Genomic DNA, 25,737 nt, shown 5'->3' with positions numbered 1-25,737 from the left:
ACTCACCCCCGCAGAGCTCTTCTTCCCCCACTTTCCACGCCTCGTCGGGCACAATGAGCTCACGATGACTGACACTCCAGCTGCCCAGATCCCCGACCCCCATTTTCTTGCCCAGGAACTCAACGCTTGGTTTGGGGTACACGGCCGTGATCTCCTCTGGCGACATCCGGATACCACCCCATATGGAGTACTGGTCAGCGAAATAATGAGTCAACAAACGCCCGTTCGACGCGTGGAACCAATGTGGCAAGCCTGGATGACACGCTGGCCTACGCCCACGGATTTAGCTGCCGCCACCCCAGCTGATGTCATCCGCCAATGGGCAAATCTTGGCTACCCCCGCCGTGCACTACGGCTGCAGGAATGCGCGCAGGTGTGCGTCGAAAAACATAATGGAGACATACCCATTGCAATCTCTGATCTCGAAGCTCTTCCTGGGGTGGGAAGCTACACCGCGCGCGCTGTGGCTGCCTTTGCCTTTGGCCAGGCTGTCCCGGTGGTGGATACGAATGTGCGCCGGGTATACCGCCGCGTCGTCGACGGCGAATTTCTCCAAGGCCCGGCGCGCAGTCGTGATGTTCGCGACGTAGCTCGCTTGCTGCCATATGTGGATAATGACCCCTCCCTGTCGCGACGCCACCGCGGACTGCCCGACTTTCCTCCTCTACCCCTCGGAGATCCAAAGTTCAAGGATGCTGCCAACCTCATGTGTGCCTCTCTCATGGAGCTAGGTGCTCTCATTTGCACAGCAACCAACCCTGCTTGTGAACGATGCCCGATCGCTACGCACTGCCGATGGTTAGCGCTCGGCAAGCCCCGCCCTAACGAGGAGCAACAGGCGGCTGCTAAAAAACGTGTACAAAAATTCGCAGGCACTGATCGACAGGTTCGAGGAAAAATTCTGGCGGCTCTGCGGGGAATTTCTGGTGAAACTGCTCCTACTGCCGTATCCGCTTTAGGTGAGAGCGACATTATGTCTCTATGGGATGACAAGCTCCAGCTTTCACGCTGTCTCGATTCGCTCCTCGTTGACGGTTTAATCGAAAAGACCGAGTCTGACGGCGCCAGGTCATACCATCTCCCCCTTTAAGGCACTCCTCTCCTCTCTCAGCCGAGAGGAGAGGAAAAATCGATGACGGAATCTGAAAGCAGCGAAAGGAAAACAGGGGTAGCAAACAGGAAAAACGAGTAGCAAATTGCCGTTTCTTTCACCGTCAATAGTTTTGTTACAGATAGCATAACTATTATGAAAAAACGTAGTATTAGCCGCCGGATTCAGCCTGCACGCATCGCCCTGGCACTATCTTCCTGCCTCGCTATTTCCACCTTTGGTTTCACCGCACCTGCCCTAGCGCAAGGATCTTCCACCACCTCACCTCATGGGGCGAGAGTAAAGCCTCAGGCCAGTATGTCTGCCACCGCCACGGGCTCAACTCACACCAGTTCAGGAGGCTCACTGGAATCAGAATCTCCGATTTTCGGTTCCACCGACAGTCTCATGCGCGATGGTGTGGGCATGGGCAGTAGCGATGCGACAGCCGACCTCTTGAAGAAACTCAGTCCCGATCACGACCCCAACAACTTCTATGGTTCCCTCACCGCCACAGCCAAAGGTAACCCAGGCGATGTGTTGAAAACCGCTCCCTCAGATTTCTCACTAGGGTTCACGGTTCCCGGTTGGAAGAAGTCCCTTGCTACTCGCGTTGCTTATGTCTCCACTAACGTCTCCGGCCACACCATCCCGGTGACAGGCACCGTTCTCAGATCACCAGTGAAATGGAACGGGCCTGGGAAACGACCACTCCTAGCAATCGCGCCAGGAACCCAAGGTGCCGGCGACTCCTGCGCACCGGGCAAGAAAATGGATCAAGGCCTCGGATCAGAGGGCATCACCATTTCTACGGCACTGAACCGCGGCTGGCATGTAGCACTCACCGATCTTCCGGGATTAGGAAATCCCGCCATTCAGCACACCTACATGAACCGTGTAGAGCAAGGGCGCGCTACGCTCGACATGGCTCGTGCGGCCGGCAGGATGGGGCTCAAAGGGCTGTCGCCGAAGAATCCCATCGCAACCTGGGGCTACTCGCAAGGAGGTGGCGCTTCCGCTGCAGCACTCGAACTCCAACCTCAGTACGCTCCCGAGTTGAACCTCGTCGCAGGAATGGCTGGTGGAGTACCCGCAAATCTCTTTACCACTGCCAACGCGATCGATAATGCCCCACTGGCGGGCGCCATCGGCTACACCACTAATGGTCTTCTTCAGGCATACCCAGAGATTCGCCCGGAAATTGAAAAGGAAATGAATGCCAAGGGCAAAGCCCTATTGAAGGAGTCAGCAGACCAATGCGCCGAAGAAACAATGCTAAAGCTCGGCTACACGGACTCCCGAACCCTTACAAAATCCGGCAAACCCCTGGGTGAGATCATGCGCAACAACCCAGTGATCAAGGCAGCCATTCAGAGGCAGGAAATCGGTAACCTCACTCCACAGGTTCCCGTCTTTGTTGCTCACGGGACACATGACGACACAATTCCCGTCGAACAAGGGCGCATCATGGCTCAAAAATGGTGCCGAGCCGGGGCAAAAATTCACTACCAGGAATTCGATCTCCCACGGTTAGGACCTTTGATTGACCACGGCACTCCGATGATCGCGAGCCTACAACCAGCGATGGATTGGCTCGACGCAGGTTTCCACGGCAAGGGTTACAGCCTCACCAGCTGTAGCGATATTCCTTCCTGACTCACTGCCAGCCCGCTTCCCTGTTGACCGAATGCACTGCAAGCTGGACTGACCAACACCCAGCAGTACCCCCTCTCTCACCCTCCTTCTGAATCTCTTCAGTTAATTTTTCAATAACTAAACATTTGGGAGAACAACCTGTATATAGTCTGACGCTATGACGCTTCATTCACGCTCTTACCATCGAATCTCCGCCCGTCTCAGCACCGCAGCAGTAGCGGCCACTACTTCTGTGCTGTTAGCAGCTACTGGCATGACTGGCGTCGCCGGAGCCGAAGAAAACAGCGGAGTCAACAACAGTAACCCCGCCTATGACACCGTCGACGGCTCTATGCGTGGCGCCTCCGACTTAGGCTCCGGCGAAACGATCGGTGCAATCGGATCCGTGAACCTGCAGGAAGACGACTTCTATACCAGCCTGCCACGCTTCATCGACGGCAAGCCGGGACAGGTTCTCAAGTCCCAACCATCCAACTTCGCCCTCGGCATACCGAAGATTGACTGGACCAACACCGAGGCCACCCGCATCGCCTACGTTTCCACCAACTCCCAGGGCAAGACCGTTCCCGTCACCGGCACAGTCTTCACCTCATCGGCACCGTGGAAGGGCAAAGGTCCTCGCCCCCTCCTCACCATCGCACCTGGAACTCAGGGAGCGGGCGACGCATGCTCTCCTGGCATCACCACTCCATATGGCTTGGACTATGAAGGCGCACCAATCGCTGCCGCTCTGGCACGAGGCTGGAACGTGGCCCTCACGGATCTGATGGGTCTGGGCACTAAGCCCCAGCACACTTACATGAATCGCGAGGACCAGGGACACGCCACCTTGGACATGGCTCGCGCTACGCTGAACCTGAAGAATAAGAACATCCCTGCGAACTCACCGGTCGCAACCTGGGGTTACTCCCAGGGTGGTGGCGCTTCCGCATCTGCACTAGAACTTCAACCGACCTACGCCCCGGACCTTAATCTCGTCACCGGGTATGCCGGCGGCGTGCCAGCTGACCTCGCAGTAACTGCCGAAGGTGTCGACGGCATGGTTCTTGCAGGAGCCATGGGTTACACAATCAACGGTATGCTCTACGCTTATCCTGAGCTTCGCCCTGAATTGGACAAGCAGCTCAATGACAAGGGCCGTGAAGTGCTCAATCAAACCAAGGACGAATGCATAGTGCAGTCCCTGCTGCGACAGTCTTTCCGAGACTCCCGCGAGCTCACCAAGGACGGCCGGTCTCTCAGTGAGATTTTGAAGAGCGAACCTATTGCGTCCGCAGTACGTAAGCAGGAAATCGGACACCTTAAACCAAAGGTGCCTGTTTACATTGGCCACGGCACGCACGATGACGTGATTCCAGTCCGCCAGGCACGCCACCTGGCCCGTACCTGGTGCTCAAAGGGCGTACCCGTGTACTACCAGGAGCAACGGATCCCATCCGTGGCACCTCTGGTTAATCACATGGTCCCAATGCTGTCTCACCTCACTCCAGCAATGGAATGGTTAGAGAAGGTCATTAACGGAGCTGACTACCCAACGACCCCTTGTGGTGAGATCCCTGCAGACAACGCTCCTGATGGTAATGCTGACTTCATCACCCCAGGAAGCGTGGAAGGAGCTGGTCAGACGTCCTCCGATGGCGTGCCAGGATCCCTCGAATCGAAGGCTTATGGTTCATCTGCTGGTCCTGTAACAAAGCGCTAAGCAGGCTGAGCACCGCGCTGAATATCCGGTGCGGCACTGAGAACAAAAGTTCCTCAGTGCACTACGCGCGCTCACCATTGTATAAAAACCCGGGCTTTCCAGCCCGGTTTTTATAGTGCATTTACCCCAGCTTTACGGGTAATAAAGAGCCAACGGGGTTGGTGGAATTCCACCAACCCCGTTGGCTCTTTGGTTCATCCAGCTCGAGTCTTCCACAGCCAGACGCGTAACAGACAAGCATCTGCCTCAGATCACCCGGCGTAAACCGTCTACCTTGAGACATCTACTGGGCAGACCCCAGTTTCAGACCCCCGATTCGATTCGCTTACTGCCCGGGAGCACCTGCTCCTGCCGGCGGAGGATTCTTGCGGTCATCTTCAGGGGATGAGTCCCCATGGGAGCTGGTGGCGTCGGACTCAGAATCAGACAAAGCAGAAGACACATCAGCCGTCGCTAAGTCCTTCGCCTCACCGTCGGGACCTTCGTCCTTATCTGGATCAAAACCGTCATTTTCTGGAACTGGCTTATCTGCAGCGTCCTGCACAGCATGGATAGCATCTTCTGCCCGAGTATCCTCTTCTGCATCTACGCTAGGCAGCGGCTTAACCTTGGACCCGAAGACGAACTTCGCATCCTCACCCTTCGACTCGCCATCCCAGTTCTCCACATCAACAGTGACGATCTCACCTGCACCGAACTCGCCGAACAGGATCTTCTCCGAAAGCTGGTCCTCAATCTCACGCTGAATGGTACGACGCAGTGGACGTGCACCCAAGACCGGATCGAAACCTCGCTTTGCCAGCAGATTCTTCGCTTTCTCCGAGACCTCAATACCCATATCCTTCGAGGCCAAAGCGGATGTCACTCGGCCCAGCAAAAGATCGACCATCTGGACAATCTGTTCACGAGTGAGCTGGTGGAATACAACGATGTCATCAATACGGTTCAAGAACTCAGGGCGGAAATGCTTCTTCAACTCATCCTGCACCTTAAGCTTCATTCGCTCATATTGCGTCTCTTCATCAGCCTCACCTGAGGAGGAGAAGCCCATACCCACAGCCTTGGAAATATCCCTCGTGCCCAAGTTAGAGGTGAAGATCAAAACGGTGTTCTTGAAATCCACCTGGCGACCTTGACCATCGGTAAGACGCCCATCCTCCAGAACCTGCAGCAGAGTGTTGTAGATCTCCTTGTGAGCCTTCTCGATCTCATCGAACAACACCACAGAGAAAGGCTTGCGACGAACCTTCTCCGTGAGCTGACCTCCCTCGTCATAGCCCACGTATCCAGGAGGTGCACCAAACAGACGGGAGGCGGTGAAGCGATCATGGAATTCACCCATATCGATCTGAATCAGCGCGTCGTCGTCACCAAAGAGGAACTCAGCCAAAGCCTTCGACAATTCCGTCTTACCCACACCGGATGGACCTGCGAAAATAAAGGAACCCGACGGGCGCTTAGGATCCTTCAGACCAGCCCGAGTGCGGCGGATGGCACGGGACACCGCCTTAACAGCATCATCCTGGCCAATGATGCGCTTATGCAGCTCATCCTCCATACGGAGCAAGCGCTGAGACTCTTCCTCGGTGAGCTTAAAGACCGGAATACCAGTCCAATTGCCCAGCACTTCGGCAATCTGCTCCTCACCAACCTCCGCAACTTCGTCTAGTTCTCCAGCGCGCCACGCCTTTTCTTTTTCTGCACGTTCATCCGTCAGTTTGCGCTCGTCATCACGCAGTGCCGCTGCCTTCTCAAAATCTTGATCATCAATGGCTGCCTCTTTCTTACGACGAACCTCGGCAATCTTTTCATCCACTTCCTGGATGGATTTCGGGGCAGTCATACGCTTGATACGCATGCGAGCTCCAGCCTCATCAATGAGGTCCACGGCCTTATCTGGCAGGAACCTGTCATTGATATAGCGATCAGCGAGACGAGCAGCAGCCTCCAACGCACCATCAGTGATCGACACACGGTGGTGTGCCTCATAACGGTCGCGGAGCCCCTTAAGGATCTCAATAGTGTGAGCCACAGATGGCTCAGCCACCTGTACCGGCTGGAAACGACGCTCCAAAGCCGCATCCTTTTCGATGTGCTTACGGTACTCATCCAAGGTGGTAGCACCGATAGTTTGTAGCTCACCGCGAGCCAGTTTTGGCTTCAGGATCGATGCGGCGTCGATGGCACCCTCAGCCGCACCCGCACCGACCAAGGTGTGAATCTCGTCGATGAACAGGATGATGTCACCGCGTTGGTTAATCTCCTTCAGCACCTTCTTCAGGCGTTCCTCAAAGTCACCGCGATAACGAGAACCAGCAACCAGGGAACCCAAGTCCAAGGAATACAATTGCTTGTCCTTGAGTGTCTCCGGTACGCGGCCGTTCACGATATCCAGAGCAAGCCCCTCCACAACCGCAGTCTTACCCACACCAGGCTCACCGATGAGCACAGGGTTGTTCTTGGTACGGCGCGAGAGCACCTGCATCACGCGCTCGATCTCCGTCTCACGCCCAACAACTGGATCCAACTTTCCGTCTTTCGCCGCCTGGGTCAGATTGCGACCAAACTGATCCAGCACAAGAGAGTTAGACTTCTGCCCCATCTTGGAACTGCTCGGCTCAGAAGTGCCCGAACCCACACCGGCGGTAGCCGGTTCATCGTTGACGGATTCACTCTCGCCGCCCTCGTAACCAGACAGAAGCTGAATGACCTGCTGGCGCACGCGGGAGAGATCCGCGCCAAGTTTCACCAGCACCTGTGCGGCCACGCCCTCACCCTCACGGATAAGGCCAAGCAGAATATGCTCGGTGCCAATATATTTATGCCCGAGTTGCAGCGCCTCGCGTAGCGCCAGCTCCAGTACCTTCTTGGCACGTGGGGTGAAAGGAATGTAACCACTCGGCGGATGCCCACCGGAACCGATGATCTCTTTCACCTCGGTGCGCACGGCGTCCAACGAAATCCCCATGGACTCTAGTGCCTTGGCGGCGACACCTTCTCCCTCTTGGATGAGGCCGAGCAGGATATGCTCCGTGCCGATGTAGTTGTGGTTAAGAGCGCGTGCTTCCTCCTGCGCCAAAACAACGACCCGGCGCGCACGGTCAGTGAACCTCTCGAACATGCTGCTCTCCCTCTTCCTTTTATTTATAGGTGTGTTGCCCACCTTAGTGGTGGGGCGCGATTTCAATCATGCTCTTTGTTGTAACCACCGTGATGTTCTCCTTATTTCCGACGCCACCCCTCCCTCTATAATCGGCATCTATACAGTTCAAAGCCCATTTTTTAGCTTCCATCTCCCCCTGTACGCCGTCAGCGAACAGGGGTCTTTTTCTTCCCGCGCACGTTCTTCCGATACACACCTCATAACCCCTGGGATCCGCTGCACCCCTCTACCTCGAATACGTTCCTGGACTGCCATGCCAACTTCACTATGAGCGCTATCGATACCCTTCCTCTTTCGCCACCTCTTCCGTGCCGGGGCCGCCATCCACACACCCCTCCGCAAGCACTTCCTCGATACCCTCCGCAAGCACTTCCTCGGTACCCTCCCCCTTTCGCTGGGAGTTATTTCGATTTTGTTGACGAAAAGGCCACACACGTAACAGCTACTCGCTAATGTGATGCACATAACATAGTTTTGTTGGTAGCACTACATAGTCAGCAACTCTACATAACTGTGCAGTCAGCATTTCCGGACAACTGCGTAGTTAGTGGTGCTGCATCACAGAACTACTCCCAGCACGCACCGAACGCTCACTCCCCGACACAAATCACAGGAGACCCATGACCCCCGCACCATCTATCTCCGCTTTGCAACAAGCGAGCCAAATAGGAACACTCGCAAAAGGCACCATTCCTCTATTCCGCTCGGGCGTGTTGGGCCCCATGGGCCCAGGCGCAATCGGTGGCGCACTTAAAGGCATCGTACAGTGGAAACTTCTACCAGCTGGACTACTCGCCATCGGCGCAGCTCGCGACCCATATCACACCGCCATCGTCGACGATGGCGGTTCCATGACCTACAAAGAACTCCACGAGCAAACATCCGCACTCGCCAAAGCACTGTTCCGAACGGGAATCCGCCAACGTGATCGCATCGGCGTGCTGTGCAGAAACCACCGCGGGCTGATCATGGCACTATGTGCCCACGGGCGTCTGGGCACCGACATCGTTTTCTTCAACACGGGCGCATCAGCGGATCAAACCCGAGCAGTACTCAAAGAACAAAAAATCGATCTCCTCTTCATCGACGAGGAGTTCCTGCCACTTCTACCGCGCGACTTCTCCGAATGCCCAGTAATCATCGCCTGGGAACATGGCGACACCATTGGCTTATCTCGTGAACAAGAAACACAACTAAAACCCGCATCAAACATTCAAGACGCGATCGACAGCGGCGATTACGCGGAGCGTCACAGGGAATGGGCCAGCCTACACGAGGTCATACGCACCACTCCAACAGACCAGTCCATCCCCGCGATCCCACGCATGGGACGCACAATCATCCTCACCTCTGGCACTACCGGCACGCCCAAGGGGGCACGGCGACCAGAACCGAAGACCTACATGCCAGCCTCTTCAATCATGAGCCGCATTCCGCTCAAGCACCACCGCCCAGTATTCCTTTCAGCACCGATGTTCCACACCTGGGGATTCGCCCAAATCCAGCTCGCACTTGCACTGCGTAACACTATGATCATGCAACGCAAATTCTCCCCAGATGCAGCACTTAAGGTCATTGAAAAGAACCGGCCGTACGCAATTGCCATGGTGCCGACGATGCTGCGTCGCTTGCTAGAGGTGGTGCCGGAAGGCTTCGATTCCGGAGTGAAAGTCATCGCAACATCCGGCGAAGCACTGCCTCCCCGCGTCATCGAAGACACATTCCGCAAATTCGGAGATGTGCTCTACAACCTTTATGGCTCAACCGAAGTCTCATGGGCATCCATCGCCAAACCGGAAGAAATGAAAAAGTACCCGCGCACGGCGGGGAAGCCACCGATGGCTACAACCCTGAAGATCCTCGACGATAACGGGCAAGAACTGCCAGAAGAGGAAATAGGCCGCGTTTTCGTCAAGAACGACATGCTGTTCGAAGGCTACACTCGGCCCGGCACCGATAAAGAAGTCATCGATGGCATGGTCGCTACCGGCGATTTGGGCTACTACAAGGACGGACTGCTCTTCATTTCAGGACGTTCCGACGACATGGTTGTCTCTGGCGGAGAAAATGTCTACCCACAAGAGACCGAAGACATCGTCAATCAGATGGATGAAGTTCTGGAATCCGCCGTGCGCGGTGTCGATGACGAGGAATTCGGACAAGCTCTATGCGCGTGGATTGTACTGAAAGACCGGGAAGCAGAATCGCTAAGCGATGAGGAAAAAGAGCAGTTCATCGCTGACGTAAAGGTAAAGGTGAAGAACAAGCTGGCTCGTCATAACGTGCCGCGCTACTTCGTATTCTTGGACAAGCTACCGAGAAACGCCGTTGGGAAGATCGTTCCGCGCCATCTGCCCCAGCCTTGATACACAGGGCGCAGGAGCACCCGCGCCCTAACCACTCCAGTTCACACACCCCACCAACACCACCGCAGGAGCACCCGCGCCCTAACCACTCCAGTTCACACACCCCACCAACACCACTAACGCGCCATATTCGCAGAAAACGCAAAAATATCCCCACAGACCATGAAAAAGGATTTCCGAACTGGGGCGTTTGCTATCGGAACCCGTTCTGTGGGGATATTTTTATTTTTGCCTTCGATATCTCGCTCAGCTTTAATACTTCGATCTGAACTCCCCCAGCTTGGTCATAAAGCACCCTACAAACCCAAGTACCCCCATTCACTCAGCACATTTACCTCTAACACCCCTCGCCTAACATCCGCGAACAGCCCTCGCCCAGTGCACCCCATTCAGCATTCCTGTCTCGCCCAGCCCTCGCCCAGTGCACCCCATTCAGCACTCTTCCGCAAGCCCACTCCCCAGCTCACAAGCCCAGCCATTCTTGCAATGCCGCAGATCGGGTGGCGCGGGCGTAAATTTCATCACCGGGTCTCAGCCTGAGTGCTAGGGCATCGCCACGAGTAATTTCTGCACTAAACGGGTTGTCATTAGCCTTCTCACGGCAATCAACCCGAACCTGAAAGCCCAGGAAAGTCACACGATCCACAATCACAGGAATCACATTGGTCTGCGCTATCTCATGACTGTCTACAGCGAGCGCTGGAGAATGCCCCAGGCGGATATCGTGCGGACGCACCTTTTTTCCCGCAAACAGTGACACCTGCCCCAGAAATGACAACACAAAGTCATTAGCTGGTTGGTCATAGAGTTGCGTCGGAGTACCAACTTGTTCAATACGCCCCTTATTCAAAACCACAAGTTTGTCCGCCACGTCTAGTGCTTCCTGCTGATCGTGCGTAACGAGCACCGTCGTGATGTCGAATTCTTCATGCATGTTGCGCAACCAGGAACGTAAGTCTTCGCGTACCTTGGCATCCAATGCACCGAAGGGCTCATCCAGCAACAGCACTTTCGGGTTCACTGCCAGGGCCCTCGCTAGCGCTAACCGTTGGCGTTGGCCACCCGAAAGTTGGTTCGGGTACCGGTGTTGAAAACCAGTCAGTCCCACAATGTCGAGTAGTTCATCGACTGTCTTATCGATTTCCCGCGCGGGGCGTTTACGGATTTTCAATCCAAAACCGATGTTCTCCCTCACGTTAAGGTGCCTGAATGCCGCGTAGTGTTGGAACACAAATCCGATGCCCCGCTGCTGTGGTGGCACATTCGTGACGTCATCCCCGTCAATGATGATCTGGCCCGAATCTGGTTGGTCCAGCCCGGCTATCGCCCGTAGTAGCGTCGATTTTCCGGAGCCAGACGGGCCGATGAGAGCTGTTAGAGATCCTTTTTCAATGCTTAGGGATACGTTATCTAGCGCCGCAAATTCGCCATAGTTCTTTTTAAGATTTTTAGCTAAGATTTCCATTTTGCTTTTTATCCTGTCGATTCTGAATGGCGGTCATGACTACGAGCACAAGAACCGATACAGCCATGAGTAGTGTGGCTGCGGCGTAGGCACCGTATTCGTTGTGGTCGTCTATGTAGCGGGAATGGACGAGGAGTGTGAGTGTCTGACCACCGCCGGCAAAGTTCGACGCCACCATTATCACCGCACCAAATTCTCCTAGGGCTCTGGCGACTGTGAGGACTACGCCGTAGGTCAGTCCCCATCGAATCGTGGGGAGGGTAATAAGAAAGAATGTCTGCCATGGGGAGGCGCCCAGCGTTGCCGCTGCTTGTTCTTGTTCAGTACCCATTTCGCGAAGTACGGGTTCAACTTCGCGCACGATAAATGGCATGGTGCCAAATATGGTCGCAAGGATCATTCCTGGTAGCGCGTAGATAATGCGAATCCCATAGTTTTCAAGGCCCCCAAACCAGCCTTCAGCTCCCCATAGCATCACGAGGGAGGTGCCCACGATTATTGGCGATACAGCAAATGGCAGGTCTACCAGGGAGTGGATGATTCCTTTGCCTCGGTGGTTTCCGCGGGCTTGCGCCAGTGACACGACTATTCCGAACACGATATTTACTGGCACAGTTATGGCGACGATAATCAATGACGTCTGCAGCGCGGAAATAGCCGCCGGAGTGGTGATCCATTTCCAGAACTGCCCCAAGCCTGGCTCGAAAGTGCGGAATAAAATTGTGGCAATTGGAACTACTACCAAAACGAATATGTATCCGAGCGCGAGTGTCCGCAATGCGAGGACTGTACTCTTTTTAAGTTGCATCTTTCAGTCCTTTTCCTCCTTTTCCTCCGCGCTCTACCGGCTGAGTGGGCGTTCTGCGGACTGAGCCAGCAGCCTTGCCACTAATTCGGCGCTCATTCCGTTGTCCGATGAATCTCAGCCCGAGTAGCACGAGGAATGTAAGGATGAGGAGTGTCACGGAGACGGCAGCGGCGGCGGATGGGACGTCGGATTCAATTTGTTCTTGGATGTACTGCGACGCCATTTGCGTCTGCCCCGGAATCGACCCACCTATGAGAACTACTGACCCATATTCGCCGATAGCTCGAGCAAATGCCAGTCCTGATCCAGAAAGCAGCGGCGGAAATAATACGGGAAGGATGATTTTGGTGAAGATGGTGAAGTTTTTGGCACCGAGGCTGGCCGCTGCTTCTTCCACATCACGATCAAGTTCAAGGAGAACCGGCTGAACTGCTCGTACGACAAAAGGAAGAGTGACAAAAGCGAGAGCTAGTACAAGCGCCGGCTGAGTTGCGTTGATTGTTATCCCTACTGGACTGTCCGGACCATAGAGAGATAGCAGAACGAGAGATGCGACGATTGTCGGTAGTGCGAATGGCAGATCGATGAGTGCGTTGACAATTTTCTTGCCTGGAAAATCGTCACGCACCAAAACCCAGGCCAGGAGTAGACCGCATACTGCGTTAATTAAGGCGACGGCGAAGCTTACCCAAATTGTCACACGGAATGCGGCTAAGGCAGCGGGAGCAGTAGCGGCTTTGATGAATCCGGCGATTCCCCCAGCAGAGAAAGCGTCAGTCGTCAACGCTGCGAGTGGGAGAAGCACAATTATGGAAAGCCACAGCATGCTTAGGCCTAATCCCCAATTCCCGAAATTTGGGATTTGTGGCGATCCGCTTTTGTTGATAATTCTGCCCACCGAAGAATGAGGTTTCACATTCAACCCCGGTCCTGCCTGGTTCACATCCAACCCCGGTCCTGCCTGGTTCACATCCAAGTCCACAGAATTCGCAGTAGTAGCAAAAACTCCGTCATCATTAATGCCAGTGGAGGTCGATTGTTGTTTCATATCAGACCTCTTTATAGGTTTTTTCATATCAGGCTTCTTTATAGATAGTGGTGATTACGCCGTCCGCGCTGTCTTCGCCGGGTTTAGCTTGATTGAAGAGCAGGGCATCAACCATGGCCCAGCCTTTCTTTGGAGTGTCTTTCCCACTATTCGGATCCCACAATTTGTGATGCTGTGCGAGTGTGGGTGATTGCTTTGCCAGCTGAGCACAGGCATCGGCGAGCTGGTCAATAGTGTGGATAGTTTCAACAGGACGGAACCTTTCACGTGCCTCCCGCGGTAAAGAGTCAATAACCGAGTGTTCTGCACCAGCCGGCGCTTGCGCGGAGGCGCTCGAGGTGCGGACGGTGGCGTCGCCGTATGTGGTGTGAGGATCAGTGAGAGAGCTACTCGGCGTCGCATGAGAAGCACCGAATCGATTTTCCGCGAAGAGATCCACTGCTGGACGGAAGCCTTCTTCCGCCCAGAGTCTTGCCGCCTCTGGTGTGAATAGGAAGTTGCGGAATGCCTCAGCTTGTTCGAGATTTTTGCTGTCATTTATGACGGCCACTGGGTTTTCGATGCGAAAAGTGACGTCTGGGTTGAGGTAGTCATACCTACCGCCAGACATTTTATCCAGCATGATCGCCTCATTTTCGTAGCTCAGCAGCACGTCCCCTTGTCCCTGTTCAAACGCGGACGTGGCCTCTCGTCCCGACTTTGGACGAATTTTGAACGCATTATGAACCAGCTGCTTGACTTTGGCCGTTGCATATTCGTGGGCGGCTACATAGTCCGCATGGTTCGGATCGTGGGGATTCGTTTCGGTAGTATCTCGCGCGATGGGTTGCGCAGTGTCTTGGAGGGGGCGTTGTGCGTCACTTCGCGCGGAGTATTGCTCAGCTCCTTGGGCGACGTCTTGGGTGGCGTGTGGCGTGCCGGAACTCGATCCTCCTAGGTTATTACCGCGCATCCCCAATGCCTTCGCATCGCTATCAAGCTTTTGAAAGAACCAGTACGCATATGGCGCGAGGATGTTCCACTTAGCTGATCCAGACGATGCTGGATTGGGACTGATCACTTCAAGGCCAGGCCGTAGAAGGTCGTCCCATGTCTTGATACCCTTCGGGTTTCCTTTACGAGTCACGAAAGTCACGACCGAACCAAAAGGTACCGCTTTGTGGGAAGCGTCACCGGGAATGTCGTTACGCCAATTTTCATCAACGACGCCAGCTTTCACCAACCTGGTGATATCCGGTTCGACGGAGAAGTTAACTACATCAGTGGGAACATGACGGACTACCTTGCGGGATTGATCCCCGGAGGCTCCGTAGGATTCCGCGAAGCCTACGCTGTGTCCGGCTTCGGTGGCTCGGAATGCAGGAATTACTCGGTCAAACCCGACTTTGGGAACTGCATATGCGACAACATTGAGGTGGTGGTCACCTGTAGAGAAGTCTTCTCCATCAGGGTTATCTGTACTACCTCCCGGAGCTGTAAAAATCGCAATGAGCAGACATATGACGGCCAGGGCACCAATTATGCTCGTCAATTTTCTTGCACTCGAGTTTCCTGCAGTCCACTTCGTGTTATCGCGGGATGGGTGTGAACCTGTGGCTCCATCGCGAGCTTTCGTCATGGTGGGCTCTCGTTTCTAGAGTCAGAATAGACCGATCAGTCTGCATTGAATACATTCAACCATAGCACCTAATAGACAGATCGGTACAAAATGAGGTATAAATTCACCTCAAAGCAGACTAAGTAGTACATTCAGCGCATCGCTCAGCACTACACAGCGCCCCGACTGGTGCATGAGTGACGGATCCCTTCAAAACACACAGCATTTTTAACAGATCAACTGATGTGCCCCTCCCAAACAACAGTGCACAAAGCTAATTAACCATGATGCCCCTCCCAAACAACAGTGCTCAAAGCTAATTACCCATGATGCACCCCATCCCACAGTGTGTTTACACCCCTCTGGACATACCGGTACAAACCTCTGAACATACCGATCCTTCGCCACAGACTGTTCCCCTCCCGTGCGAGCACTATAGGATCACAACATAACGAAAAGCCCCGCGCTAGGTTCATTCACTAACCTAGCGCGGGGAAGAAGTTTCCCTCGGGTCTATAGCCCGAGGCAGTGACACTCCACTTGGGTCGCAGCTGCAACTCATTGAGGTTGACACCCCACTGAAGTTACAGTCACCATCCGGTGAAATAAATACTCTACTTGAGCTGGGAAGAATTGAGTCCCAGCTCGCGGCGAGCCACGATCAGCTGCTGGATCTGCTGAGTGCCCTCAAAGATGTCCAGAATCTTGGAGTCACGTGCCCACTTCTCCAGCAAGTCGCGCTCAGAGTAACCATAGGCACCGGCCAGCTCTACTGCTCGCAGAGTCAAATCTGTAGCCATGCGGCCAGCCTTTGCTTTGGACTCGGAGGCTTCCTTGGAGTTCGGGATCTTGTTGTCAGCCATCCAACCTGCACGCAAGGTCAGCAGGTAGGCAGCTTCCCAATCGGATTCCAAACGAATGTACTCAGAAGCAGCAGCAGACTGAGCCCAAGCAGGAGCATCGTAGTCAATAACCACGCCGGCGTCGGTCAAGATCTCACGGAGCTTCTCCAGAGATGCACGGGCAACACCGACGGCCATGCCCGCCACCAGAGGACGAGTGTTGTCGAAGGTGGCCATGACACCGCCGAAGCCCTTCTTGGTGTCCACCTCAGGAGAACCCAGCAGGTTCTCCTTTGGAACGCGCACGTTATCCAAGATGAAATGAGCGGTATCGGATGCACGAATACCCAGCTTGTGCTCCAAACGCACCAACTCAAAACCTGGGGTGTCACGCGGCACCACGAAGGACTTAATAGCGGCACGGCCAGCGGACTTGTCTACAGAAGCCCACACCACTACGTGAGTGCAACGCTCACCAGCGGTGACGAAGATCTTCTCGCCATTCAGGACATACTCGTCGCCATCCAATTTCGCAGTCGTAGCGACAGCTGCGGAGTCAGAACCGAACTGTGGCTCCGTAATAGCCATGGAAGCCCAGATCTTGCCGAAACGCTCCAACTGCTCGTCGGTAGCGACAGCCGCGATCGCAGAGTTACCCAAGCCCTGATAAGGCATGGACAGCAGCAAACCTACGTCGCCCCAGCACAGCTCCATGACATTCAGAATGGCCGCCATGTTGCCACCATTCTTCACACCTGGCTTGGATGGCTTCTTCGCATCGCCGCGGCCACCAGCCGCACCAGCCATGGATGCACCGGCGTCGGACATGCCTTCCACCAGTGAAGCCATGGTGTCCAGCTCAACCGGACGAGTGTGCTCAGCCAGGTCATATTTACGGGAAATCGGACGGAAAATCTCAGCGGCAGCTTGGTGAGCCTGGTTGTAGCCCGCCTTCAGACGCTTCGGGAGTTCCAGATTAATCATGATGTGATTCCTCTAAATTCTTGGGTCTTAGTTTTGAATGCGGGTTGATTACAGGACCACAACGCCCTCGGCGATTCCGACGGCGCGTAAATCGCGGTACCAGCGCTCAACAGGATGTTCCTTCGTGAAGCCATGGCCACCGAGCAGCTGCACACCATCGAGACCAAAGACCATGCCCTTATCAGAGGCAAAACGCTTCGCCAGACCAGCCTCACGGTGGTAACTCAGGCCCTGATCCAAGCGGGACACACCGCGCAAAACGATCATGCGCAGCGCATCAAGTTCAATGCGGATATTGGCAACCATGAAAGCAACGGACTGACGGTAGGAAATTGGCTCACCAAACGCCTCGCGCTCATTCACGTACTTCTTGGTGTACTCCAGCACGGCCTCACCAGTACCGGCAGCCAACGCAGCCCAGCCCAGACGAGCACGGCGAATGATCTCGGCATAGTCTTCTTCGCGCTTTTCTGCGTCGAGATCAGAGCCACCCAGAAGGTTCGCGACAGGAACTCGAACATCCTTGAGCAACACACGGCCCAGCGCAGCGCCACGCAGACCCATGGAAGGATCAGCTTCAATGACGAGCCCTTCCGTATCGGACTCAACAATCACAAAGGTGTTCACGCCATCCAGGTTCACACCGACGATGAACAGCTCAGCCTCGCCGGCGTTAGGAACCAAAGTCTTCACACCGTTCAAAACCAGGGAGTCACCATCGCGCACAGCGGAGGTCTGTAACTCGAAAGGATCGAACAATGGGCGTGCTTCGGAGACAATCACAGCAGCGGCTGGAACGGTCTCACCAGCGAAAGCTGGCAGGTAAGTCTTCTGCTGAGAATCATCACCGTAGTTGGTAATGACATTGGCCACGGCAGCGGGAGCCAAAATAGCCGTAGCCAGCCCCATGTCGCCGAATGCCAAAGCCTCAGCGATCAAGGCATTAGTAGTAGCACCGGAGGCAGACGCAATACCATCGAACTCCTCCGGAAGGTTAATAAGCGCAACGCCGAGCTCAGCAGCGGTATCCAACAGGCCGTCCGCAGGCTTGGACTCCTCATTGCACTCGGACGCGACTGGTCGGAGCTGCTCCTCAGCAAACTCGCGCACAGCCGTGACAATCATCTGCTGATCCTCAGTAGGGTTCAGATCGAATGGGGCCTTGCCCTTAGCAGGTGCCTCGGTTGGAACTGGCTGGTTATTCTCATCAGTGGTCTGAGACGGCAGACGAACTGGCTTACCGGAACCCTTCACCTTCTTGAACTGACGGTTGACCTTCCCCAAGGTGCGCATGCCAGTCTTGGTTGATTCGTACGCCACACGATCCACCTTTGGTCCAAGGCCGTACTTGTCGGCCAGCTCGGAGCCGGTGAAACGAGTGAGGTAACGCATCGCAGTGCCAATTGCATCACGCTTGATGCGGTTCAGGCCAGGAGTCGAATCGTGTCGATTACGGTCGCTCATGCTGTGTGGCCACCTTTCAATGGTTCTTCTCTAGGTTGTTCGAGGTGCTTTTGTCGAGCAGAGTCGAGCAGTCTATCCGACGCATCGGCCGGTAATGGGCAGCCCAACTACGACTGTCCAAATAGATATGTCCTTAGCATAAAGCACAGGCATGGCCTCCATCACACTTTCCAAGGAATAGTGTCCCCCCATACAGGAAATTCACATGATTCACCATCGCCTGATCCGCTGGTCACAAATCTCGGCCTGACCAGATTATGGGGCGCGCCATGTCTTCCCATTCACATGGTCAGATAGCTATGCGCTGCGCTGTTAGCTGTCCCGCTCAGGCTTTACCAGCGGGAAGAGCACAGTTTCACGGATGCCCAAACCGGTGTAGGCCATCAACAGGCGATCCATCCCCATGCCGGTGCCGGCCGTCGGCGGCATACCCTGCTCCATCGCTGCCAGGAAGTCCTCATCCAGTACCATCGCCTCATCATCGCCACCGGCAGCCAGACGAGCTTGATCCTCGAAACGTTCCCGCTGAATCACCGGATCAACCAACTCGGAATATCCCGTCGCGAGTTCAAAGCCACGTACGTACAAATCCCATTTTTCGGTGACACCGCGCTGGGAACGGTGCTGACGTACCAGAGGCGATGTTTCCACAGGGAAGTTACGCACAAAGATTGGCCCATGCAGCTGGTCTTCGCACAACACTTCCCAGATTTCTTCGACGAGTTTTCCGTGACCCCAGCCTCCCTTAGCCGGAACGTCAAGGCCTATGAGCTGCGCCAGTTCTTTCAACTCTTCGACAGTGGAGTCAACCGTGACTTCAGGCTGGCCAGGATATTTCTTCTGCAGTGCCTCATTTAAGGATGGGTACATCTCAATGGATTCCCATTCCCCTCCAAAGTCATACTCCGTGCCATCAGCCAATGTGACCTTTGTGGATCCGAAGACTTCTTCAGCTACTTCTTGGATGACTTCGCGGGTGGTTCTGGCTGCGTCGTCATATGTTCCATACGCGGAGTAGGTCTCCATCATGGCGAATTCGGGACTGTGGGTGGAATCCACACCCTCATTACGGAAATTGCGATTGATCTCAAATACCTTGTCCAAACCGCCAACAACCGCACGCTTGAGGAACAATTCTGGGGCAATGCGCAAGTACAGATCAATGTCCAACGCGTTGGAGTGGGTGACGAATGGGCGTGCCGCTGCCCCTCCGTGGAGGGTTTGCAACATTGGGGTTTCCAGTTCTAGAAAGCCGCGGCGCTCCATGGCGTGGCGCAGGGCGCGCATCACTTTGATGCGGATCATAGCGGTTTCACGTGCGGCGTCGCGCATAATCAAATCCGTGTAGCGAGCACGAATGCGGGTGTCTTCAGACATGTCCTTATGCGCCACTGGCAGCGGGCGCAGAGCTTTCGCCGCCATGAACCACCGGCTCGCCAAAATGGATAGCTCACCCCGGCGAGATGAGATCACGCGGCCTTCGGCAAACACCATGTCACCTAGATCCACCAGGGACTTCCACTCAGCGAGTGCTTCTTCGCCGACTTCAGCAAGCGAAAGCATGAGTTGCAGTTTGGTACCATCACCATCCTGGAGTGTGGCGAACGCGAGTTTTCCGGTGTTGCGAATGAACATCACACGGCCTGCGATGCCCACAACATCTTGCGTTTCTTCCCCTGCTTCCAGGTAGGTAACGCCCTCTTTTCTTTCGATGCCAGCAGCCTCACCCTCACCCTCGCCCTTAGGCAGCGCAACATACTGATCGCGAATTTGAGCCAGGGTGTGAGTGCGTGGCACTTCCACCGGATATGCCTGCTTGCCCTCATCCAGCAGCCTCTGACGCTTATCGCGACGGATAAGCTCCTGTTCGGAGAAAGAGTGGTTCGTAGGAGAGTTCTGATTCTGATTATTAGCTGCGTCGGTCACGGTTACACAGCCTACTGCATCCCAGCGACAACTCACGAGCTGACGTTCTCAGTGTAAACAGGGCGGCTGAACCCGATTAACGTTAGCGAGATTTCCGCACGGCGAGCTTGGTGACTGAGTTGTTGACGGACGTTCTCGTTGGTTCGGATGGTCTGCAAGCTAAACCAGACGCCAAGGCCGACTTCATCCTTATCGACATACCACCTGGGGGACAACGACATCATCGACGCGGCCATCTCCATAGCGTCCCTCATTCTCATACCAAATTAAAAGCACTTACGTCGAAAAACGCTCCCGCAATGGAGTCTTCCTCTCAGGAAACCACCACACCATCCAACAAGATGTTTCCTTCCGCCGAGCCTAAGGCCACAATACTCAGGCTTTACGTTGATGACGAACGCTTTGTGGAACCTCTGAAGGAATAAGCGTTCCTTCAGAAGACGAGCATTTCGAAACTATTTAAAGAATGGGCGACGAAATGGTTACAGGAGGAAGCGGGTCACAGCGATGAACTCCACTTCAAATAAGGCCATACGGCTATATGACCATATGGCTAGTCGTACCAACCCCGATACACTTGCCTCCTCTCGAAGAGGCAAGATCCCCACGAGGTCAGCATAGGGAAGGAGAGGGATTAACTCTGCCGTCGACCAAGACGTCAGGCACGAAGGGTACGACCTATATTACTTTCCAAAATCTTGAAAAAGAGTTTCACTTCTGAAAGAATCGGAGCCAACCACACCATTCACCACTCGAGGAACTTCAAAATGAAGCCTTTTTTTCGTCGCGTTGCAGCGACCATCAGCACATGCACAGTACTCACCACCACCCCAGCCTTAGTCTCATCGGCTTCAGCTGCATCTGAACGGCACGGCGAGACCGTGCAAGGCCGCATCCTGGAAACCTATAAACGACTAGGTGGATACCGAACTTTTGGCAATGCGATCACACCGGAAAGCAACGCAGGCCGAGGAGGAAAGTTCCAAGTCTTCGAACAGGCATCCTCGATCTACTGGCACCCTAACGTCAGCAATGGTGTCGCGCGCCAAGTCAAAGGAAGTATCCGTGATCGGTGGCGTGATTGGGGTTGGGAAAATGGTTCCCTGCGATACCCGACAACTGATGAGCTCACCACACCTGACCAGATTGGACGGTTCAATCATTTCGAGGAGGGATCAATCTATTGGACTCCAAGCACCGATGCCCAAGTAGTAAAGGGGCGAATTAAGGATCGGTGGGCCAACCAAGGTTGGGAAACTGGCAAGCTAGGTTATCCGACGACAAGCGAGTCTTCTACTCCAGACGGCGTGGGAAGGTTCAATCACTTCCAGAATGGATCCATCTATTGGACTCCTAATACCGGTCCGCAGGTTGTGAAAGGCCGCATTCGTGACTATTGGGCATCAAGAGGATGGGAAACCGGCTCGCATGGATACCCAATAAATGAGGAATATGCTGTGGATGGTGGCATACATCAAGATTTTCAGAACCTAGACATCCAATGGGTGGAGCCTACATCGCAGCGCCTTCCAACCGGTGACCACACCGATTGGGATGGATACCAGATGCAATTTCCTGTTATTGCTCAGGATGAGCGGTGGACCCCCCAATCTGTAGCCCGCGAGGTCACTGAACATTTTGATGCTTACTTTACGTTCAAAGGATGCGGGCAGAAAATCCGAGTCGGAGATTACTGTGGTCTTAATACCATCGCTAATCCCGCGATAGGCTCTGCGCCGATAGAGGTCACGTCGATTGCAGCCGATGGATTCAGCTTTAAATCACTGGAAGGGCATCCCGAAGGTGCTGGACGAACAATTAGTTTTCGTTTTGTGTCTCGCCCAGGGACTAGCGACCCGACAAAAAATAATGTTTATCTAATCGTTACAGCTTGGGGACCAGCAACGGGAGCAAGCATGACCGGACCTCTTAACTCAGAAACTTTGGCTCGCTATTCTTGGGGAAAGTTCTCTCGCAATTTAAATTCACGACTCAACAACGCAGGGACAGATTATCTCACAGCAGATAAATCTGTAGGAGCTGCACAAACGAGGTCTATGATACTTAACGACGATATAGGTCTAGATTCACCTGTTGTCAATCTCTCGGATGAAGAGTTGGCTTGGGTACCAACGTCAGTTCCATTGATTCCGCTTGATGGTAAAAATGTGCCGAACATCATCCCTCAGCATATTGTCGACGAAACACTAAAAGAAAAGCTATAACCTGTGGGTGCGGCAAAGTTTAGATTGAAGTTTGAGGTTAGAAAGCAATGACAGCTTTTCCTGGAATTGCACTCGGAGTCATTTTTTCTTTCGTGCTCGTAGCAATAAACTATGCTCTCGTTAGGTTTAGCCGCGATAGTAAGCGCATATCGCCGAAGAACTTTTTGAGGGTATCCATTTTGACTACGCTCGCTTTGTCTGTACTTCTTGTCATCTTCGATGAAGGGCTGAAGGATGGCGCTTGGGCAATATTCTTCTTTATTGGTTTCCAAACTATCGCGCTCGTTACGTCGTACCTTCTTCCTGACGAACGCGATACCCGAGTTCCTAATACTCCTAGCGATTACACCGCGTAACGCTAATCAGTAACGATATTGACTATCCATACCTAGTGGACAGGTTGATGAAACTAGTCTATTGTTACCCAGCTTGGTGACTTCTGAGCAAGCCTTCTGTGGTTCCGATTCGATACTTAGGGCTACAACCCCAGACCGTCATCCGTACTCTGTTCCAGGCAGTTGGCCTGACCGACATCTGGGATAGGGGAGTTGGTCTCCGCTCCGCGTTTGTCAGCTACAGCTCCGAGTTGTTCCTCTATCCCGTGCGGGAAGACACCAGCACCAGCGGACTGTCCATACGGAGCACCCGCGTACACATCGGCCGCCGATGGTGGGGCAGTGGGGAGGACACCCTGCCCTGCCGCCGCTCAGCAAAGTCAATCCACACACCGGCACCCTCCAACTCAGCGAACACCGGCGCCGCCTGCTCACGCTCGGGATCCGACAGGCCGTGATAGCCGGATTTGATACGATCCTGTTGCTCGATGGCATCCTTCTGCCCCCTGCACCTGCTCATACTAATCGATCTGCTGCTTCCACTGCTCAGCCGTGACCAACTCTTCACGAGCAATACCCAACGCTGACCATTACGCACCGGCTCACCGGTAGCAGTGACCAACTCATAATCATTACGACGGGTCAGCACCACATCACCATCACGCAACCACTTCGACACACGGCGTTCTGTCGCATACTGGCGCCAGTGTTTTTGCTGCTTGCATCTGTCGTGCTACTCGGGCCAGCGCTGGGCGAAGCGATGTGTGTTTCTCACTTTAGTGAGAGACCATTCTTTGCGGAGCGTTTCGCCTGTCTTCATGGCTAGATCAATGGGATAACCAATAAAATTTCGGAAGGGAATCACTATAAAAGCAGACAATGCACTGTTAACGCGGCTCTCCACCCCTGGAGAAACAGGACGTACCGAAGCAGACATTCAATCCGACATCAAGCTGTTGCTTACCTCGGACGACTTCAACCTTGAAGCGCCTCGCTTGGAGGAACAGCTTGCCGATGGTTCCCGTCGACGCATCGACATTGCGGCTGGCGCGACTGTTATTGAAGTAAAGAAGAGACTCACTAACGAGCAGGCAGACGCTGAGTACATCAATCAACTTGCCGGTTATGTCCACACACGCATGCAGCAAGACGGCTCACGCTACAACGGCATCCTCACCGATGGACGCAACTGGTGGCTCTTTGAAACTTCCCCCTCCGATAATCAGTTCACCCGGCGATCGAGCTTTGAGCTCACCACACTTAGCAAAGGAATTGATCTCATCGAGTGGCTCCAGGCTGTGCTTGCTACACGCCATAATGTAAAGCCAACCCAGCGCAACATCGAGAATCTACTCGGCGCTTCGTCTCCCGCCTATGAACAAGATGTTGCCTATCTTCTATCTCTCTACAAACAAGTACGCAATGAGCCTATGGTGGCTTTGAAGCGCGACCTATGGGCACGACTTCTGCGCAGCGTGCTTGGCACCGGGTTCGACGACGACAAGTTGTTCATCGATCACACACTCCTTGTGTTGGAAGCCTCAGCCATTGGCCACGCGGTCATGGGACTGTCTCTGGAAGATCTTCTGCAGGATCCCGAATGGCTACTAAACGGTGAAGAATTCCGATGGGCTGGCATCTACAACGTCATCGAGTCAGGTTTTTCGACTGGATTCTCCTGACAGATGAGGGGCGAAAACTACTCACCCGTACAGTGCGACGAATCGGAATGTTCTCTTGGACGGACATTGAACATGACGCATTAAAGATCCTCTACGAGTCTGTCATCAACGCCGATGTGCGCAAGGGCATGGGTGAGTACTACACGCCAGACTGGCTCGCTGAAGGCATCACACAACAAGTTCTCACCGACCCTCTGTCCCAGTCCGCACTTGACCCCTCTTGCGGCTCAGGAACATTCATCTTCCAAGCCATCCGACGGATTACGAATGCCGCCGAAGAAGCCGGCCGGGATTCCCCTCGTATCGTCGAACACGTCCAGAACCATGTCTTTGGGCTCGATATTCACCCGGTCTCCGTCATGCTCGCAAGGGTGACCTACCTACTCGCCCTCGGCAAACATCTCCAAAACCGTGATGACCTATGGGTTCCTGTTCACCTAGGTGACTCAATGCAGTGGTATCAGCCAGGTGACCACGAGAACAGCGTTATCAAAATTGAAACCGATGGTGTCGATCTAGCTGCGATCGAACATGAGGGAGCGTTGTTCTCTATCGCACGCACATTGGCGTTTCCTCTTGACTCAATGGACGATACAGACACCTTCGATCAGCTTGTCAGTGCAATGACCGATAGGGCGAAGGAACACACAGATCCAACCGCAACTCGCCCAGATGCCGAGCCAATCTTGAAACGTTTCGGTATCACCACCCAACACAGTGAATACGCCATGCTGGAAGAGACATTCAATGTGCTGTGTGATCTCAACGCCGAAGGACGCGACTCTATCTGGGGCTTTTACGCCCGCAACCAAGTCCGCCCACTATGGCTATCCATGCCAGGACGCCGTGTAGATGTCTTGATCGGCAATCCTCCATGGGTTGCCTATCGCTACATGACTTTTGATCTTCAGCAGAAGTACAAGGCATTCGCGCAGAAATACAACCTGTGGGAAGGCAGAGAAGTCGCCACCCACCAAGATCTTGTCGCACTATTTATTGCACGAAGCGTCGCAAAATTCCTCGAGGATGGTGGAACATTTGGTTTTGTCACACCGCTGACGGTGTTAAGCCGTAAGGCTTATCACGGGTTCCGCAAGGGCCTGTGGGGATCTAATCTGCGCGGCGAGTTCACTGAGCTATGGGATCTCGATAACATGCGTCCGCGTGGGTTCTTCCCCGTTCCTTCTGCTGTTGTGTTCGGCACCAGGCATACGAAATACACGCTCGATCTGGATGATCAGCCACTTCATGGATTCCCGTCGACCAAAAGGTCTTCTCTGGTCTCCGAAACACATCTGGTTGGTCTGAAACGAAGGAAGCGCTCACCATCGCTGAGGAGAAGAACATCGTCGTGAGCAACGAGGACGTCGACCGGTCTATCTAC

Annotated in this window: 18 protein-coding genes; 9 read left to right on the top strand and 9 right to left on the bottom strand. The window is 54.2% G+C overall.

The window, feature by feature from the left end:
• Positions 1–64 precede the first annotated feature (64 nt).
• From GP473_RS01550 to GP473_RS01540, 3 genes are all read left to right on the top strand, one after another.
• Positions 65–1,090: an A/G-specific adenine glycosylase gene (locus tag GP473_RS01550; RefSeq protein WP_185769460.1), complete on the top strand. Its 1,026-nt coding sequence runs from the start codon at positions 65–67 to the stop codon at positions 1,088–1,090.
• A 156-nt stretch (positions 1,091–1,246) separates the two neighbouring features.
• Positions 1,247–2,746, top strand: coding sequence for a lipase family protein (locus GP473_RS01545; RefSeq protein ID WP_246394836.1), 1,500 nt, complete (start codon positions 1,247–1,249; stop codon positions 2,744–2,746).
• A 157-nt stretch (positions 2,747–2,903) separates the two neighbouring features.
• A complete protein-coding gene (locus tag GP473_RS01540; protein ID WP_186277030.1) occupies positions 2,904–4,448 on the top strand; it encodes a lipase family protein in 1,545 nt (514 codons plus the stop codon).
• 325 nt (positions 4,449–4,773) lie between these two features.
• On the opposite strand, the gene GP473_RS01535 is transcribed toward GP473_RS01540, so the two are convergent.
• Complete coding sequence (locus GP473_RS01535; RefSeq protein WP_185769461.1) at positions 4,774–7,569, bottom strand: ATP-dependent Clp protease ATP-binding subunit; 2,796 nt, start codon at positions 7,567–7,569, stop codon at positions 4,774–4,776.
• Positions 7,570–8,231: 662 nt separating this feature from the next.
• Here GP473_RS01535 and GP473_RS01530 point away from each other — a divergent pair.
• Positions 8,232–9,977, top strand: coding sequence for an AMP-binding protein (locus tag GP473_RS01530; protein ID WP_186277029.1), 1,746 nt, complete (start codon positions 8,232–8,234; stop codon positions 9,975–9,977).
• A 463-nt stretch (positions 9,978–10,440) separates the two neighbouring features.
• Here GP473_RS01530 and GP473_RS01525 read toward each other — a convergent pair whose 3' ends face one another.
• The 7 genes from GP473_RS01525 to lysS form a co-directional block, all read right to left on the bottom strand.
• A complete protein-coding gene (locus GP473_RS01525) occupies positions 10,441–11,442 on the bottom strand; it encodes a sulfate/molybdate ABC transporter ATP-binding protein (protein ID WP_185769463.1) in 1,002 nt (333 codons plus the stop codon).
• A complete protein-coding gene (locus tag GP473_RS01520; protein WP_185769464.1) occupies positions 11,426–12,250 on the bottom strand; it encodes a sulfate ABC transporter permease in 825 nt (274 codons plus the stop codon). The genes GP473_RS01525 and GP473_RS01520 overlap by 17 nt, the downstream gene beginning before the upstream one ends.
• Positions 12,240–13,298, bottom strand: coding sequence for a sulfate ABC transporter permease subunit CysT (gene cysT / locus GP473_RS01515; RefSeq protein WP_186277028.1), 1,059 nt, complete (start codon positions 13,296–13,298; stop codon positions 12,240–12,242). The genes GP473_RS01520 and cysT overlap by 11 nt, the downstream gene beginning before the upstream one ends.
• A gap of 28 nt (positions 13,299–13,326) precedes the next feature.
• The gene (locus tag GP473_RS09420) at positions 13,327–14,916 is read right to left on the bottom strand and encodes an extracellular solute-binding protein (protein ID WP_246394835.1); all 1,590 of its coding nucleotides are present in this window, start codon (positions 14,914–14,916) and stop codon (positions 13,327–13,329) included.
• A gap of 593 nt (positions 14,917–15,509) precedes the next feature.
• A complete protein-coding gene (locus GP473_RS01505; protein WP_185769466.1) occupies positions 15,510–16,721 on the bottom strand; it encodes an acyl-CoA dehydrogenase family protein in 1,212 nt (403 codons plus the stop codon).
• Positions 16,722–16,769: 48 nt separating this feature from the next.
• Positions 16,770–18,185: an acyl-CoA dehydrogenase family protein gene (locus tag GP473_RS01500; protein ID WP_185769467.1), complete on the bottom strand. Its 1,416-nt coding sequence runs from the start codon at positions 18,183–18,185 to the stop codon at positions 16,770–16,772.
• Between the two features lie 312 nt (positions 18,186–18,497).
• Positions 18,498–20,111 (bottom strand): lysine--tRNA ligase, encoded by a 1,614-nt coding sequence (lysS, locus tag GP473_RS01495; RefSeq protein WP_186277027.1) that lies wholly within the window; start codon positions 20,109–20,111, stop codon positions 18,498–18,500.
• Positions 20,112–20,221: 110 nt separating this feature from the next.
• Between lysS and GP473_RS01490 the strand changes: the two genes are divergently transcribed.
• The 3 genes from GP473_RS01490 to GP473_RS01480 all read left to right on the top strand — a co-directional run bounded on the left by GP473_RS01490 (position 20,222) and on the right by GP473_RS01480 (position 22,692).
• The gene (locus GP473_RS01490; protein WP_185769469.1) at positions 20,222–20,536 is read left to right on the top strand and encodes a hypothetical protein; all 315 of its coding nucleotides are present in this window, start codon (positions 20,222–20,224) and stop codon (positions 20,534–20,536) included.
• A gap of 342 nt (positions 20,537–20,878) precedes the next feature.
• Complete coding sequence (locus GP473_RS01485; RefSeq protein ID WP_186277026.1) at positions 20,879–22,336, top strand: LGFP repeat-containing protein; 1,458 nt, start codon at positions 20,879–20,881, stop codon at positions 22,334–22,336.
• A 179-nt stretch (positions 22,337–22,515) separates the two neighbouring features.
• The gene (locus tag GP473_RS01480) at positions 22,516–22,692 is read left to right on the top strand and encodes a hypothetical protein (protein ID WP_185769471.1); all 177 of its coding nucleotides are present in this window, start codon (positions 22,516–22,518) and stop codon (positions 22,690–22,692) included.
• A gap of 238 nt (positions 22,693–22,930) precedes the next feature.
• On the opposite strand, the gene GP473_RS01475 is transcribed toward GP473_RS01480, so the two are convergent.
• Positions 22,931–23,350: a hypothetical protein gene (locus GP473_RS01475; protein WP_185769472.1), complete on the bottom strand. Its 420-nt coding sequence runs from the start codon at positions 23,348–23,350 to the stop codon at positions 22,931–22,933.
• Positions 23,351–23,666: 316 nt separating this feature from the next.
• On the opposite strand from GP473_RS01475, the gene GP473_RS01470 reads away from it, so the two are divergent.
• Positions 23,667–24,353, top strand: coding sequence for a hypothetical protein (locus GP473_RS01470; RefSeq protein WP_222104958.1), 687 nt, complete (start codon positions 23,667–23,669; stop codon positions 24,351–24,353).
• Between the two features lie 47 nt (positions 24,354–24,400).
• Positions 24,401–25,708, top strand: a complete 1,308-nt coding sequence (locus tag GP473_RS01465; protein WP_186277025.1) for an Eco57I restriction-modification methylase domain-containing protein — start codon at positions 24,401–24,403, stop codon at positions 25,706–25,708.
• The last annotated feature ends 29 nt before the right edge of the window (positions 25,709–25,737 follow it).

Origin of the sequence: Corynebacterium anserum (assembly GCF_014262665.1) — a bacterium.
Classification (GTDB): domain Bacteria; phylum Actinomycetota; class Actinomycetes; order Mycobacteriales; family Mycobacteriaceae; genus Corynebacterium; species Corynebacterium anserum.
Note: the sequence above shows the minus strand (reverse complement) of the source record. Positions and strands in the feature narration are given on the sequence as shown.

Bases quoted from the DNA above. Each gene is read 5' to 3' on its own strand.
- GP473_RS01550 (WP_185769460.1), top strand. From the start codon at position 65: ATGACTGACACTCCAGCTGCCCAGATCCCCGACCCCCATTTTCTTGCC.
- GP473_RS01545 (WP_246394836.1), top strand. From the start codon at position 1,247: ATGAAAAAACGTAGTATTAGCCGCCGGATTCAGCCTGCACGCATCGCC.
- GP473_RS01540 (WP_186277030.1), top strand. From the start codon at position 2,904: ATGACGCTTCATTCACGCTCTTACCATCGAATCTCCGCCCGTCTCAGC.
- GP473_RS01535 (WP_185769461.1), bottom strand. From the start codon at position 7,569: ATGTTCGAGAGGTTCACTGACCGTGCGCGCCGGGTCGTTGTTTTGGCG.
- GP473_RS01530 (WP_186277029.1), top strand. From the start codon at position 8,232: ATGACCCCCGCACCATCTATCTCCGCTTTGCAACAAGCGAGCCAAATA.
- GP473_RS01525 (WP_185769463.1), bottom strand. From the start codon at position 11,442: ATGGAAATCTTAGCTAAAAATCTTAAAAAGAACTATGGCGAATTTGCG.
- GP473_RS01520 (WP_185769464.1), bottom strand. From the start codon at position 12,250: ATGCAACTTAAAAAGAGTACAGTCCTCGCATTGCGGACACTCGCGCTC.
- cysT (WP_186277028.1), bottom strand. From the start codon at position 13,298: ATGAAACAACAATCGACCTCCACTGGCATTAATGATGACGGAGTTTTT.
- GP473_RS09420 (WP_246394835.1), bottom strand. From the start codon at position 14,916: ATGACGAAAGCTCGCGATGGAGCCACAGGTTCACACCCATCCCGCGAT.
- GP473_RS01505 (WP_185769466.1), bottom strand. From the start codon at position 16,721: ATGATTAATCTGGAACTCCCGAAGCGTCTGAAGGCGGGCTACAACCAG.
- GP473_RS01500 (WP_185769467.1), bottom strand. From the start codon at position 18,185: ATGAGCGACCGTAATCGACACGATTCGACTCCTGGCCTGAACCGCATC.
- GP473_RS01485 (WP_186277026.1), top strand. From the start codon at position 20,879: ATGAAGCCTTTTTTTCGTCGCGTTGCAGCGACCATCAGCACATGCACA.
- GP473_RS01465 (WP_186277025.1), top strand. From the start codon at position 24,401: ATGTTCTCTTGGACGGACATTGAACATGACGCATTAAAGATCCTCTAC.